This is a genomic window from Alkalihalobacillus phoenicis (assembly GCF_047302405.1).
Lineage (GTDB): Bacteria > Bacillota > Bacilli > Bacillales > Bacillaceae_D > Alkalihalobacillus.
In genome coordinates, this window is sequence record NZ_CP154853.1 from 176,188 (window position 1) to 191,274 (window position 15,087).

15 protein-coding genes and 1 riboswitch are annotated in these 15,087 nt (G+C 38.2%); all 15 genes read left to right on the plus strand.

Going from position 1 to position 15,087, the window contains the following annotated elements:
* Positions 1-27: 27 nt before the first annotated feature.
* On the plus strand, positions 28-1,203 hold the full coding sequence (locus AA0017_RS00770; protein ID WP_413378584.1) for an acetyl-CoA C-acetyltransferase: 1,176 nt from the start codon (positions 28-30) through the stop codon (positions 1,201-1,203).
* A gap of 27 nt (positions 1,204-1,230) precedes the next feature.
* The gene (locus AA0017_RS00775) at positions 1,231-2,994 is read left to right on the plus strand and encodes an acyl-CoA dehydrogenase family protein (RefSeq protein ID WP_413378586.1); all 1,764 of its coding nucleotides are present in this window, start codon (positions 1,231-1,233) and stop codon (positions 2,992-2,994) included.
* A 273-nt stretch (positions 2,995-3,267) separates the two neighbouring features.
* Positions 3,268-3,624 carry an arsenate reductase family protein gene (locus tag AA0017_RS00780; RefSeq protein ID WP_413378588.1) on the plus strand — a complete coding sequence of 119 codons (357 nt, stop codon included), beginning with the start codon at positions 3,268-3,270 and terminating at the stop codon, positions 3,622-3,624.
* Between the two features lie 93 nt (positions 3,625-3,717).
* Positions 3,718-4,104, plus strand: a complete 387-nt coding sequence (gene gcvH / locus AA0017_RS00785) for a glycine cleavage system protein GcvH (protein ID WP_413378590.1) — start codon at positions 3,718-3,720, stop codon at positions 4,102-4,104.
* Positions 4,105-4,494: 390 nt separating this feature from the next.
* Positions 4,495-4,731 (plus strand): YusG family protein, encoded by a 237-nt coding sequence (locus tag AA0017_RS00790; protein ID WP_413378592.1) that lies wholly within the window; start codon positions 4,495-4,497, stop codon positions 4,729-4,731.
* A 141-nt stretch (positions 4,732-4,872) separates the two neighbouring features.
* Positions 4,873-4,987, plus strand: a riboswitch (SAM riboswitch).
* A gap of 135 nt (positions 4,988-5,122) precedes the next feature.
* Positions 5,123-6,148, plus strand: coding sequence for a methionine ABC transporter ATP-binding protein (locus AA0017_RS00795; protein WP_413378594.1), 1,026 nt, complete (start codon positions 5,123-5,125; stop codon positions 6,146-6,148).
* Positions 6,149-6,209: 61 nt separating this feature from the next.
* Positions 6,210-6,809 carry a methionine ABC transporter permease gene (locus tag AA0017_RS00800; protein WP_413382317.1) on the plus strand — a complete coding sequence of 200 codons (600 nt, stop codon included), beginning with the start codon at positions 6,210-6,212 and terminating at the stop codon, positions 6,807-6,809.
* 15 nt (positions 6,810-6,824) lie between these two features.
* On the plus strand, positions 6,825-7,679 hold the full coding sequence (locus tag AA0017_RS00805; RefSeq protein WP_413378596.1) for a MetQ/NlpA family ABC transporter substrate-binding protein: 855 nt from the start codon (positions 6,825-6,827) through the stop codon (positions 7,677-7,679).
* Positions 7,680-8,183: 504 nt separating this feature from the next.
* On the plus strand, positions 8,184-8,600 hold the full coding sequence (locus AA0017_RS00810) for a carboxymuconolactone decarboxylase family protein (protein ID WP_413378598.1): 417 nt from the start codon (positions 8,184-8,186) through the stop codon (positions 8,598-8,600).
* A gap of 179 nt (positions 8,601-8,779) precedes the next feature.
* Positions 8,780-8,959 carry a hypothetical protein gene (locus tag AA0017_RS00815; protein WP_413378600.1) on the plus strand — a complete coding sequence of 60 codons (180 nt, stop codon included), beginning with the start codon at positions 8,780-8,782 and terminating at the stop codon, positions 8,957-8,959.
* A gap of 349 nt (positions 8,960-9,308) precedes the next feature.
* On the plus strand, positions 9,309-10,088 hold the full coding sequence (sufC, locus tag AA0017_RS00820; RefSeq protein ID WP_413378602.1) for a Fe-S cluster assembly ATPase SufC: 780 nt from the start codon (positions 9,309-9,311) through the stop codon (positions 10,086-10,088).
* A gap of 89 nt (positions 10,089-10,177) precedes the next feature.
* Positions 10,178-11,479, plus strand: a complete 1,302-nt coding sequence (sufD, locus tag AA0017_RS00825) for a Fe-S cluster assembly protein SufD (protein ID WP_413378604.1) — start codon at positions 10,178-10,180, stop codon at positions 11,477-11,479.
* On the plus strand, positions 11,479-12,699 hold the full coding sequence (locus tag AA0017_RS00830; RefSeq protein WP_413378606.1) for a cysteine desulfurase: 1,221 nt from the start codon (positions 11,479-11,481) through the stop codon (positions 12,697-12,699). The genes sufD and AA0017_RS00830 overlap by 1 nt, the downstream gene beginning before the upstream one ends.
* Positions 12,689-13,132 (plus strand): Fe-S cluster assembly sulfur transfer protein SufU, encoded by a 444-nt coding sequence (sufU, locus tag AA0017_RS00835; RefSeq protein ID WP_413378608.1) that lies wholly within the window; start codon positions 12,689-12,691, stop codon positions 13,130-13,132. Before AA0017_RS00830 ends, sufU begins: the two co-directional genes overlap by 11 nt.
* 17 nt (positions 13,133-13,149) lie before the next feature.
* Positions 13,150-14,547 (plus strand): Fe-S cluster assembly protein SufB, encoded by a 1,398-nt coding sequence (gene sufB, locus AA0017_RS00840; RefSeq protein ID WP_413378610.1) that lies wholly within the window; start codon positions 13,150-13,152, stop codon positions 14,545-14,547.
* Positions 14,548-15,087: the final 540 nt, after the last annotated feature.

Consider the following 15,087-nt stretch of genomic DNA (forward strand, 5'->3'; position numbering starts at 1 on the left):
CTGCGCTTTTATTCAAGGAGGGATACGATGAGGGAAGCAGTTATTGTAAGTGGTGCGAGGACAGCTGTTGGTAAAGCAAAAAAAGGAACGCTTGCAAATATGCGAGCAGATGATTATGCGGCTGAAACGGTAAAAGCAACATTAGATAGAGCGAACTTTCAGGATTTTGATCAAATCGATGATGTGATTATTGGTTGTGCAATGCCTGAAGCAGAACAAGGAATGAATATGGCTCGCACGATTTCATTGCTTGCTGGGTTACCTGATGAGGTACCTGGTATTACGATTAATCGTTATTGTTCGTCTGGTCTACAAAGTATTTCTTATGCCGCAGAGCGCATTTTGACAGGTCAGGCAAAAACAATTATTGCCGGTGGGGCAGAATCAATGAGCCAAATCCCAATGGGAGGGCATGTTATAGCTCCGAATAGTAAGATCGTTGAGGCTCGTGCTGAATATTATATGAATATGGGGTTAACCGCAGAAGAGGTGGCCAATCGATATAGTGTGAGCCGAGCAGACCAAGATCAATTTGCTTTGGAGAGTCAATTAAAAGCAGCGAAGGCACTGCAAACAGGTGCTTTTAAGGAAGAAATTGTACCGATTGAAGTAAAATTACGCTCTGTAAAAGATAATCGCTTTGTTGAGAAGACGGTTCAATTCGCTCAAGATGAAGGCGTCCGAGCTGATACGTCCATTGAAGGGCTTGGCCAATTAAGACCGGCTTTTCATGTGCAAGGGTCAGTGACAGCTGGGAATTCTTCACAAATGAGTGACGGGGCAGCTTCAGTACTTGTTATGGATAAGGAAGAAGCAATAAGCCGAAATTTGCAACCTATTGCTAAGTTTCGTTCCTATGCGGTGACGGGTTGTGCCCCGGAAATTATGGGATTGGGGCCAATTGGAGCGATTCCAAAAGCACTATCGATGGCTGGATTGAGAAAAGAAGATATCGGATTATTTGAGATTAATGAGGCATTTGCGGCCCAAGCCTTACAAGTTGTTCGTTCTCTAGAGCTCGATATTGAGAAAGTCAATGTGAATGGTGGAGCTATTGCACTAGGACATCCACTTGGGTGTACAGGTACTAAACTTACTTTAACTCTTTTACATGAAATGAGAAGAAAGAACATTCAATACGGCGTTGTTTCGATGTGTATCGGTGGTGGAATGGGAGCTGCAGCTGTTTTTGAATTATGTTAACCAAAACCATTTGAGGGGGAAATAATGATGACTCAGAAAGTAGATTGGCCAAAAGGAGCAAGCTTTTTATTAGGAGAGGTATCAAAGGAATCTATTTATACACCAGAGGAATTAACAGATGAACAAAAAGAAATTGGAAAAGTCGTTGATCAATTTGTAGAAAAAGATGTTACACCTCTTATTGAAGATATTGAAAACCATCAATTTGAGCATACTGTTAAGTTATTAAAAAAGGCAGGAGATCTTGGTTTATTAGCGGCAGATGTCCCTGAGAAATACGGTGGTATGGAATTAGATAAATTAAGTTCATCTGTTATTACGGAAAAAATTGCCCGTGTCGGTGGTTTTGGTTTAAGTCACGGGGCACATGTTGGAATTGGTTCACTTCCAATCGTCTATTTTGGTAATGAAGAGCAAAAGCATAAATATTTACCTGGTTTAGCAAGTGGTGAAAAGCTTGCAGCATATGCTTTAACAGAACCAGGTTCAGGTTCGGATGCCTTAGGAGCTCGAACAAAAGCGGTTTTAAATGAAGCAGGAACTCATTATGTATTAAACGGTGAAAAGCAATGGATTACGAATGCTGGTTTTGCGGATGTTTTTGTCGTTTATGCGAAAATCGATGGCGAGAAATTTACAGCCTTTATCGTCGAAAGAGAATATGAAGGTGTATCGGTTGGACCTGAAGAAAAGAAAATGGGAATTAAAGGTTCTTCAACAAGAACACTTATTTTAGAAGAGGCGTTAGTACCAGTTGAAAATGTTTTAGGGGAGATTGGAAAAGGACATTTAATCGCCTTTAATATTTTAAATATTGGTCGCTATAAACTAGGAGTTGGTTGCTTAGGCGGATCAAAAAGGGCGTTGAAGCTTGCTCTTGATTATGCTCAAGAAAGAAAGCAGTTCAAGACAGCCATTATCAACTTCCCATTAATTCAAGAAAAATTGGCGAATATGGCCACAAAAATATTTGTAACCGAAAGTTCTTGTTATCGAACAGGAGGGTTATTTGAGCAAAGACTTTCCGATATGGAGGATGAATCTGGGCAAAATGCAGCTAAAGCGATTGCTGAATACGCGGTTGAATGTTCGATTGCCAAAATTGCTGGCTCAGAAATGCTTGATTATGTAGCGGATGAAGCGGTTCAAATTCATGGCGGATATGGTTTTATGGCTGAATATGAAGTTGAACGAATTTATCGAGATTCACGAATTAATCGTATTTTTGAAGGGACAAATGAGATTAACCGTCTCTTAATTCCAGGTACCATTTTACGTAAGGCGATGAAAGGTGAATTACCTTTATTAGAAAAAGCAACAGAATTACAAAAAGAACTGCTTATGCTTATGCCAAAACAGATTGGGAGCGAACCACTTGAGCGTGAAGAAGCGATCGTTGAAAACAGCAAAAAATTATTCCTTATGATTGCTGGAACTGCTGCACAAAAATACGCAGATAAGCTGCAAGATGAGCAAGAAATGTTAGCAAATGTAGCCGATATTGTAATTGAAGTGTTCCAAATGGAATCAGCAGTAGCTCGTACGAAAAAAGAAATTGAAAGAGTTGGTGAAGAAAAAGCAAGGAAGTTTATTTTGATGACAGAGTTATATTGTCATGAAGCCCTCAAGAAGATTGACAACCTTGCTAAAGAAACACTTAGCAACGTGGAATCAGGCGATAATCTCCGCACGATGTTATCAATCGTCCGCAAATTGACAAAAGCAAACCCAATCAATGCGATTAAAACAAAACGTGAAATCGCTAAGTTTTTAGTTGAAGAAGGTGCTTAATAGGTAATTTGAGTGAGAACTCCGACCAAAGGAATCTTCGGTTAGGAGTTCTTTCTGTGAGAATAGTGTCTGTATAAGAAGAGCATTATAAAGCGAATAGAAATTCATTGACACATCACATTAATGCTATCAAATGGTTGGCGATTACTTAATACAGCAAGTATAATGAACAGAATTTGTTTCAAATTTGTCGATAAAGGCTAAATTGATTGAGAAAGATTGAAAAACAGTTGGATAATAATTATAATGATTATTAAAGAGGAGTGATTATAAATGAGCCTAACTTTTTATCATTATCCAAAGTGCGGAACTTGTCGTAATGCGAAAAAATGGCTGGAGGGCAACGGAATTGAATTTGAAGCTATTCACATTGTCGAGGAGCCGCCTTCTAAAGAAGTATTGCAGGAACTTTATGTGAAGAGTGGACTTGAATTAAAGAAATTCTTTAATACGAGTGGTCAAAAATATCGTGAACTCGGTTTAAAAGACAAGCTTAAGGATATGAATGAAGAAGAACAATTACGTTTACTTGCAACGGACGGTATGTTGATTAAACGTCCGATCACAACGGACGGTAAGCGAGTAACAGTTGGTTTTAAAGAGGCAGAGTTTGAACAAATTTGGAAATGATACAATCAAGGATTTTCATTTTCTCAAAAAAAAGGTATAGTGTTTAGTAAGAACGTATTACATAACGCAAAAAATATTGGAGGTATTCATCTAATGAGTAATTTACCAAAGGAATTAAAGTATTCAGAAGAACATGAGTGGGTCAAAACAGAAGACGGAAACGTTCGTATCGGGATTACAGACTTTGCCCAATCAGAACTTGGCGATATCGTATTTGTTGAACTTCCTGAAGTTGGAGATTCAATTGAAGCGGACGAGCCATTCGGTAGCGTAGAATCCGTAAAAACAGTTTCTGAACTATATGCACCTGTAAGTGGAAAAGTAGTAGAAGTAAACGAAGACTTAGATGATTCTCCAGAGTTCGTAAACGAATCTCCATATGAAAAAGCATGGATGATCGTTGTAGAACCATCTGATAAGTCTGAGATTGAAAACTTAATGTCTGCAGAGCAATACGAAGAAATGATTAGTGAAGACTAATTAATAATAAGAGCAAAAGGCACTGAAGCTAAGGGATAAGCTTTGGTGCTTTTTTTGATGGTTTAGATACGTTAAGTGGACTTGGCCGGGATGATGTGAAATTAAAGCATAGGAACGCCGACCAAGGAGGCTCCCGGTTCACCCGCAGAACGCGTAGGGTATGGAGCTGGCGGAGTATAGCTAACTAATGTTGCCATTTTTCAGTGGTCTCAGCAATTTGGCCGGTGATGATATGTAATTAAGCATGACGAACCCCGCCTACCTACTTACAATCACTTTTTATACAAGCAAATGATCAACTTAACCCACAATCACCCCTGTTTCCCACAAATCTAACAGTATCAAGCTTAGCAGGAAGGTTAATTTAAGAGTGAGGAGGGGGAACAGAAAATGAATTTAGATAAAGTGGATGTGACGAACAAAATAATCGGTAAATATGAAGAGGGGCAATTAAATCTTTATATGGGTGAGATAAAAATTGGGATGGTGACAGAAACAGATGATGGTCTCAAGCGGAAAATGAGAGAAGGTTTCGTTTTTGAAAATGATAAAATATACCATTTCGAAAATGCTCATCCAGAACAAATAAAAGCTTATGTAGAAAACTGTGATGGCGGTTGGTGCTAAATAACAATAAAAAAGACGGAAAATAATGAATTATAAGACTAAACCGATTATAAAGGTCAGACTACTTGTGTAAAAAAGGTTGACAACAAAATTATGAGCGTGTTACGATAAGTCAAACAAAAATGAACATAACATTTATAGCTCTTATCGAGAGAGGTGGAGGGACTGGCCCGATGAAACCCGGCAACCGTAAAACGAATGATTTCGTTTTCGCGGTGCTAAATCCTGCAAAGCAAATTGCTTTGAAAGATGAGATTAAGGTTAAAGCCTTCTTTTCATCTGGATTGGTGAGAAGAAGGTTTTTTTGCACTTTTAAATTCAGATAATGTATAAATGTTCAGACCTATATTTGGGTAAAGAATAGAGAAGTTGTCAGGAGGCAAGAAACAACGTGATTAATTTAAGTGACATCCAAAAGATTTTTTTTACAAAGGATGGTCCAGTACATGCGGTTGATGGAATTAATCTTCAAATAAATGAAGGCGAGATTTTTGGCATTATCGGGTATAGTGGTGCTGGTAAAAGTACGCTTATTCGGATGTTAAATATGCTTGAAAGACCAACGAGTGGTGAAGTTGTCGTAGCGGGTAAATCATTGTCAAAGCTTTCAAAACCTCAGTTAAGAAAAGCCAGACAAGAAATAGGGATGATTTTTCAACATTTTAACTTACTATGGTCCCGCACCGTTTTTGATAATATTGCTTTTCCATTGGAGATTGCTGGAGTCCCAAAAAAGGAACGAGAAGAACGAGTTAAAGAGTTAATATCACTTGTTGGACTTGAAGGTCGTGGTGGGAGTTATCCGTCACAGCTAAGTGGGGGACAAAAACAAAGGGTCGGAATTGCACGAGCACTTGCAAATAATCCCAAGGTTTTATTATGTGATGAAGCAACATCAGCTCTTGACCCAAAAACGACCGACTCCATTTTAGAATTGCTTGTTGATATTAATCAAAAGTTAGGTTTGACCGTTATTTTGATTACTCATGAAATGCATGTGATTCGCAAAATTTGTCATCAAGTTGCCGTCATGGAGGCAGGGAAAATTGTGGAACAAGGACCTGTCCTTGATGTCTTCCGCAAACCAGTGCAAGATATGACGAAGGAATTTGTCAAACAAATAACTGAACCTGAAGAAACGATGGAGTCACTCGAACATTGGCTACAGCAAGGGATAGATGGTGAGGTCGTTAAGCTTACATTTGTTGGGGAAGGGGCAGAGCGCCCACTGATAACTGAGCTGATTCGCAAATATCAAGTTGATGTGAATATATTGCAAGGTAAAATTTCGAAAACTAGAGAAAGCTCATACGGGACTCTTTTTATCCATTTAACAGGTGATAAAGAAGAGATAGACAAAGCGATTACCTTCATTCAAGGTGAGCAAGTCGAATGGGAGGTGATCGAGCGTGGTTGAAGAGTTTTTAGCTGATGTGAAATGGGATCTTTTATGGGAAGCTATAAAAGAAACGCTTTATATGACAGGAATTTCTGTTGCTGCCTCATTCGTAATCGGGATTTTCTTAGGTTTGATGCTTTATTTAACGAGTAAAGGGAATATGTGGGAAAGTAAGGTTATTAACTTTATTTTTGCATCGATTGTCAATGTTTTCCGTTCGATTCCATTTATTATTCTCATTATATTACTTATGCCATTTACTCGAATGTTGATGGGGAGCATCCTTGGTGCAACTGCAGCCTTACCAGCTTTAATAATAGGAGCTGCACCATTTTATGCTCGATTGGTTGAAATTGCTTTACGTGAAGTCGATAAAGGGGTCATTGAAGCGGCCCACTCAATGGGGGCTTCAAACTTTCGTATTATTTGGAAGGTTTTATTGCCAGAATCAATGCCAGCCTTAATATCGGGAATTACAGTAACAAGTATTTCACTTGTTAGTTTTACAGCAATGGCGGGAGTAATAGGAGCAGGTGGATTAGGACATCTCGCTTTCCTTGAAGGTTGGCAAAGAAATAATTCATCGTTAATGGTGGTTGCAACAGTTGCTATATTGCTTATTGTCTTTGTGATTCAAGCAATTGGTGACTTTTTAACAAATAAAACAGATAAACGATAAGAGGGGGAGAAATGTATGAAAAAATTTGTTCGTACACTAGGAGCGGTCGCTGTAACACTTGCACTTGTAGCATGCGGTAGTGACAATGAAGGTAATGATAATCAAGCTGGTGATGGGGATGATTCAGCAGCAGAAGTAGAAACAATTAGAATTGGTGCTTCAGCAGTTCCGCACCAAGAAATTCTTGAAGCGGCTGAGCCGATTTTAGCTGAAAGAGGAATTGAACTAGATATTGTTGTATTCTCTGATTACATTTTACCGAATCAGGAATTAGAGTCAGGGGATTTAGATGCAAACTACTTCCAAACACCAGGTTATTTAGCTCAACAAATTTCTGAATATGACTATGATTTTGTTAGCGTAGGTTCTGTACATGCTGAACCTATTGGAATTTATTCTCAAGATTATGCAAGTTTAGATGAGCTTCCAGAAGGTGCTGAAATTATTTTAAGTGATTCAATAAGTGATCATGGACGTATTTTGCCGATTTTTGAGGATGCTGGTTTAATTGAACTTGATGTCGAAGAAGGCGAATTAGCAACGATTGATAATGTTTCATCAAACCCGAAAGATTTAAAGTTTGGTTCAAGACAAGTTGAAGCTAGAATGCTCGCTCCATCATTTGAATCAGGCGAAGGTGATGCTGTCGCGATTAATACAAACTATGCCCTTGAAGGAAATGTTGATATTGATCAATATGGAATTGCTTTTGAATCCGATGATAAATTACAAGGAAACCTTTTAGTTGTCCGTTCTGAAGACGAAAATAGTGAAGCGATTTTAACGCTTTTAGAAGTACTTCAGTCGGAAGAAATTCAACAATTTATTCAAGAAAAATATAATGGTGCCGTTATTTCTTTAGTGGATTAATGGGCTAGTAGCTTTTCATAAAGCAGACGAGGAAATTAAAACCTCGTCTGCTTTTTATTATGGCCTAATGGTGGATGAGACGCGAAAAAAGAGACCTACCTCATGCCAGGAGATGATCTCTAACTAGTGGAAGGGGTGGGAGCCGATTCCTGCAAGTGGAAAGGGTAAGCCCCTGAAAAAGTCTCATGCTCATCTTTAACAGGGTAGCGAGTGGAATGTTTGGAGACTCCCGGTTCACCCGCGGAACGCGTAGGGCATGAAGCGAGTGGAGTAAACTAAATGATATAGCCACATTTCTAATGCTCAGAGTTTTTCAGTGGCCTCGAACGCGTAGGGTATGGAGCCAGCGGAGTATAGCTAACTACTGTAACCATTTTTAACGAATAGTCTTTTTCAGTGACCTAAGGAAAGGGCAGGACAAAATATCTTTTTTCGCTTATTTAGAATAATCGACCTCGGGCTATCTCATACTATTGACGTAAATAGGTGAATGGAGGGATAACGATGTCAGGGAGTCAGCAACAGCAAGATCCACAAAGTCCGATTGCACTCGCTTTGCAGGAATATAAAGAAGGAACCCAAAAATTTTCAAAAAAAATGCCTCATATTGCCAAAAAATATAATGCGTTTACAGAAGCATGTTTTGAAAAAGGAAAGCTTACCTTAAGAGAGAAGCAGTTGATTGCTTTGGCCGTAAGTGTTATTGCCCAGGATGAATATTGTATGATTTACCATACGAAAGGATGCCTTGATGAAGGTTGTAAAGAAGAAGAAGTACTAGAAGCAATTGCGGTGACAGCTGCTTTTGGTGGGGGAGCAGCGATGAGTCAAGCGGTCACTCTTGTTTTGGAAGCCTTATCGGAATTCGAACAAAATTCAAACTCTAATTCAAATTCTGGTGATTCTAATCAATCTTCCTAAAGGTTTACGGCGGATAAAAGAGGATAAGGGAGGAAATGAATCGATATACATATAAAAGGAAGCTTATGTTTCGTGCTTCTATTTGAAGGGGATAGAACCTATGTCAGTACATCTAGTGAAGTTTGTGAGATTATATCACTAATGATACGATCATAGATGTAAATAACCGAAGGGATTGATTGATTATTCAACCGCAAAAGAATGGACATTCACCAGAAATGGAAAAGGGATTACAGCAATCACACGGAATGAGCATGGCGGAATATAATAACAGTTTTGAAAAAAGGCTACAAGTGGAGAAAGATAGAGAAAAAGAATATGAAATGACGAAAAAAATGGTCGATTCACTGGACAAGTAATAGAAGCAAGCATAAAATATAAAGAAACAGAGTGAGTTTGAATCACTCTGTTTCTTTCATTTAGAAAACACCCTTTTCTCAATTAATTAAGCGTTATTGATTTTGATGGGGTTTTTTTGGGAATAAATTGTATAGAGGTTTCTCATTATGTTCATGATTAAAAGTAGTCAGATTTTCTAGTGAAATAAAGGGATTTTTTCGTTTTGGATTGTGAATAATTCATTTGTCCCCTATTTTGCTGAACTTGAATTTAGATTAAATTTGTTATAAAATGATAATGAGAATAGATTGATAATGATTCAATTCTAAAAATGTACGCGAATCGACGCGATTAAACGGAGGTAAAGTCATGACAGCACCATTTTTGAAAATCGAAAATTTAAAAGTATCTATAGAAGGTAAAGAAATCCTAAAAGATTTTAACCTAGAAATTAAAGGGGGAGAAATCCATGCGATCATGGGACCTAACGGAACAGGAAAATCTACTTTAGCATCAGCTATTATGGGGCATCCTAAATATGAAATCACTAGTGGTTCGATTCATATGAATGGTGAAGATGTTCTGGAAATGGAAGTGGATGAAAGAGCACAAGCTGGTCTATTTTTAGCGATGCAATACCCAAGTGAAATTAGTGGAATTACAAATGCTGATTTCTTGCGTTCTGCGATTAATGCTCAACGTGAGGAAGGCGATGAAATTTCTTTAATGAAATTTATCCGTAAATTAGATGAGAAAATGGAAGTACTTGATATGGATTCTGAGTTTTCTCAAAGATACTTAAATGAAGGATTTTCTGGTGGAGAAAAGAAACGTAATGAAATTCTTCAGTTATTAATGTTAGAGCCAAAAATCGCAATCTTAGATGAAATCGATTCTGGTCTTGATATTGATGCATTAAAAATCGTTTCAAAAGGTGTTAATGCTATGCGTAGCCCAGAATTCGGTTCTCTAATCATTACTCACTACCAACGTTTATTAAACTACATCACTCCAGATAAAGTACACGTTATGATGCAAGGTCGTATCGTAAAATCTGGTGGAGCAGAATTAGCTGAGCGTTTAGAAGCTGAAGGTTACGACTGGATTAAAGATGAATTAGGAATTGAAGACGAAACAGTTAATTCTTAATCGTCCCCTCTTTTTAGGAGAGGCTTGATCCAATTGGAAGTATCGCTTAATAAGTTTAGTAAATGAACAACAGTAAAGGGTGAGTAAATATGTCAATCGAGACGACGTTAACGTTCGATAAAGAACAAATTCAAACATTCTCGGATGAACGCAATGAGCCAAAATGGTTTCAGGACATCCGTTTACAAGGTTTGGAGCTTGTTGAAACACTTGAGCTACCAAAACCAGATAAAACAAAAATTCAAAAATGGAATTTCACAGAGTTTACTCGTGAAGTAACAAAAAGAGAAGCTGTTGCTTCATTAGAGGCTCTTTCAACTGAGTTACGTGAATTAGTCGATGCAACAAGCCAAAACGTTGTCGTGCAACAAGACGGACAAACGGTTTTTACAAAAGTGAGTGAAGACTTAAATAAACAAGGTGTTATCTTTACTGATCTTCAAACAGCATTAGTCAAACATGGTGAGCTAGTTAAGAAATATCTTTACGGTGAAGCTGTTCATGTTAATGAGAACCGTTTAACGGCTTTACATGCAGCCCTTTTAAATGGTGGTCTGTTTGTATATGTTCCAAAAAATGTTCAAGTCGAAGTACCACTTCAAGCGGTATTTTCATTAGATAGTGAAAACGGTGGATTATTCAACCATGTTATCGTTGTAGCGGAAGCGAATAGCTCTGTTACTTATGTTGAAAACTATGTATCACCTTCTACTACAAATGGTGTAGTGAATATCATTGCAGAAGTTTACGCTGAAGATGGAGCAAAAGTATCATTTGGTGCGGTGGACCATTTATCTGAAGAGGTGACAACATATGTCGTTAGACGAGCACATGTTGGACGCGATGGTCGTGTGGAATGGGCATTAGGTCAAATGAATAATGGAAATACCGTTTCTGAAAATACAACTCATTTAATTGGTGAAGGTTCAACAGGGGATGCGAAAACAGTATCTGTTGGAACTGGTAGTCAAAAGCAAAACTTTACAACATCAATCATTCACCATGGTAAACATTCTGACGGACAAATCCTTAAACATGGTGTTATGTTAGATAATGCAACGATGATTTTTAATGGTATTGGTAAAATTGAACACGGAGCTTCTAAATCAAATGCAGAACAAACAGAGCGTGTGTTAATGCTAAGCGAAAAGGCTCGTGGAGATGCAAATCCAATTTTATTAATTGATGAAGATGATGTAACTGCTGGACACGCAGCATCTGTAGGTCGAATTGATCCGTTACAAATGTTCTATTTAATGAGCCGTGGTATTTCTCGTAAAGAAGCGGAGCGCTTAGTCATTCACGGATTCTTAGCACCTGTTGTAGAAGAGTTACCAATTGATTCAGTAAAGATGCGTTTACGTGAAGCAATTGAAAGGAAAGTTAAGTAATGAATGCTCTTGAGCTGAAAAAGCAGTTTCCAATACTCAATCAACAAGTCAACGGAAACAATCTTGTCTATTTAGACAGTGCGGCCACTTCTCAAAAACCGATTTCAGTGATTGAGAAGGTAGAAGACTATTATCGTCGTTATAACTCTAATGTTCATCGTGGTGTTCATACATTGGGAACACTTGCTACAGATGGATATGAAGGGGCCCGCGAAAAGGTTCGCTCATTTATCGGAGCTCATTCCATAGAAGAAATCATCTTTGTACGTGGAACAACAACAGCGTTAAATCTGGTCGCTTCAAGTTACGGGAGAGCGAACGTCAAAGAAGGCGATGAGATTGTGTTAACTCCAATGGAGCACCACTCAAATATCATTCCTTGGCAACAATTGGCTAAAGCGACAGGAGCAACGTTAAAATACATTCCATTACAAGAAGATGGTACAATAGATTTAAAAGATGTAGAAAATATAGTGACTGCCAAAACAAAAATTGTGACAATGATGCATGTATCAAATGTATTAGGAACAGTCAATCCAGTGAAAGAAGTTGCTGAAATCGCTCATCGCCATGGAGCGATTATGGTTGTCGACGGAGCTCAAAGTACCCCGCATATGAAAATTGATGTTCAAGATTTAGATTGTGATTTCTTTGCCTTTTCTGGACATAAAATGGTTGGACCAACTGGAATTGGTGCCCTTTATGGAAAGAAAAAGTGGCTTGAGAATATGGAGCCAGTTGAATTTGGTGGAGAAATGATTGATTTTGTCGGTTTATACGATTCAACTTGGAAAGAGTTACCGTGGAAGTTTGAAGGTGGAACGCCTATTATTGCAGGTGCGATAGGTTTAGGTGCGGCCATTGATTTCTTAACTGAGGTGGGTCTTTCTGAAATCGAAAAGCATGAACAAGAATTAGCACATTATGCGATGGAGCAAATGTCTGAAATTGAAGGAATGACGATTTATGGTCCAAAACATCGTGCCGGAGTCGTTACGTTCAACTTAGACGATGTTCATCCTCATGATGTGGCGACGGCTCTTGATGCTGATGGGATTGCAGTTCGTGCCGGACACCATTGTGCTCAACCATTGATGAAGTGGTTAAATGTAACAGCGACAGCCCGTGCTAGTTTTTACTTGTATAATACAAAGGACGATGTTGATCGTCTTGTAACTGGATTAGTAAAAACAAAGGAGTACTTTGGAGATGTCTTTTAATAATCTAGATACCTTATATCGCCAAGTTATTATGGATCACTACAAAAACCCACGTAATCGTGGTGAGTTTGATGGAGACACATTAACAGTCAACATGAATAACCCAACATGTGGAGATAGAATTCAACTTCAAATGAAAGTTGAAGAGGGTAAAGTAATAGATGCTAAGTTTGAAGGAGAAGGTTGTTCAATTAGTCTTTCATCCGCTTCGATGATGACCCAAGCTATTAAAGGGTTAACGAAGGATGAAGCGATTGAAATGTCTCATCTTTTTTCTGACATGATGCTCGGAAAAGATTATGATGACCAAAAATTTGATTTAGGGGACATTGAAGCTCTACAAGGGGTGTCGAAATTTCCCGCACGAATCAAATGTGCAACCTTAGCTTGGAAAGCGATGGAAAAAGGGTTAAACGAAGAGACTGGTAAGTAAAAGAAGGAGGGTTTCCGATGGCGAAAAAAATGCCTGATATCGGTGAATACAAATATGGTTTTTCGGATCGTGATGTATCAATTTTCCGTTCGAAACGTGGGTTAACGAAAGAGATCGTTGAAGAGATTTCACGTATGAAAGAAGAACCACAATGGATGCTTGACTTCCGTTTGAAGTCGCTAGAGCACTTTTATAATATGCCAATGCCACAATGGGGTGGCGATTTATCTGAACTAAACTTTGATGACATTACGTATTATGTGAAGCCATCAGAGAAGTCAGAGAAGTCTTGGGATGAAGTACCAGAAGAAATCAAAAACACGTTTGATAAATTAGGAATTCCAGAAGCAGAGCAAAAGTATTTAGCAGGGGTTTCTGCTCAATACGAATCTGAAGTTGTTTACCATAATATGAAACAAGAGTTGACGGATCTTGGAATTCTTTTCACAGATACAGACACAGCTTTAAAAGAACATGAAGAGATTTTTAAAGAGCATTTTGCAACGATTATTCCGCCAACGGATAACAAGTTCTCAGCTCTTAACTCAGCAGTATGGTCTGGTGGATCATTCATTTACGTTCCAAAAGGCGTAAAAACAGAAACTCCACTACAAGCGTATTTCCGTATTAACTCAGAAAATATGGGTCAATTCGAGCGTACGCTAATCATTGCTGATGAAGATAGTTCTGTACACTATGTTGAAGGCTGTACAGCACCTGTTTACACAACGAACTCTCTTCATAGTGCGGTTGTTGAAATTATCGTTAAAAAGAATGCCTACTGTCGTTATACAACCATCCAAAACTGGGCACCAAACGTCTTCAACCTAGTAACGAAACGTGCGGTAGCTGATGCTGGTGCAACGATGGAATGGGTTGATGGTAACATTGGTTCTAAATTAACGATGAAATACCCAGCGGTTATTATGCGTGGAGAAGGGGCAAAAGGAACGGTTCTTTCTATCGCTATTGCGGGTAAAGGCCAACACCAAGATGCAGGGGCAAAAATTTCTCACCTTGCACCAAACTGTTCTTCAACCATTATTTCTAAATCGATTTCGAAACAAGGTGGTAAAGTAACATACCGTGGTATTTGTCACTTTGGACGTCGTTCTCAAGGTTCAAAATCAAAAATTGAGTGTGATACGTTAATTTTAGACAACGAATCAACGTCAGATACAATCCCTTATAACGAAATTTTAAACAACAATATTACATTGGAGCATGAAGCAACTGTTTCTAAAGTATCGGAAGACCAATTGTTCTACTTAATGAGCCGTGGTATTTCGGAACAAGAAGCAACAGAAATGATCGTTATGGGCTTTATCGAGCCGTTTACAAAAGAATTACCGATGGAATACGCTGTTGAAATGAACCGCTTGATTAAATTCGAGATGGAAGGTTCGATTGGTTAAAATAATAAAATTCCTTAGTAAATAAGGATTTTGTTATATGAGAAAAAGTGTCGATCCGATTTGGGTCCATATAAGAGAGGCTGTCCAGTAAGGTTATGAAAATGACCTTATGAGGACAGTCTTTTTTTGTGCTAAATATGGTGTAAGGAAAAGGTTCTATTCTTACCTTTATTGTTATTGTACTTGGTTTAGGCGAGAAAGTTCGAAGTAAGAGAGAGGCGGCTGTGCGTAGGTTCAGACAAAGTCAAAGCAAGAGAGCTACCTTGCTAGTTAATATGTATTTTGAACTCGAGGCGAAGCAAAGCAACCCAATGTATAAAGTTATTTTAATAAAATAAAAAAGAGGCCTTAGTTAACGGATATTTAGAACCAGATGTACAAATTTAAAAAAAGTCGCATTTTTAACAAAATTGAAGAAAGCACAGTGTAAAAAGAGGGGTGAGAAATAAATAAGGTTGCTTTTTTACTATTTAGTACTATATTAAAAATAGGTACAACGTCTAATTGATAATGAATATCATTATCGTTAGAATGAAAGAC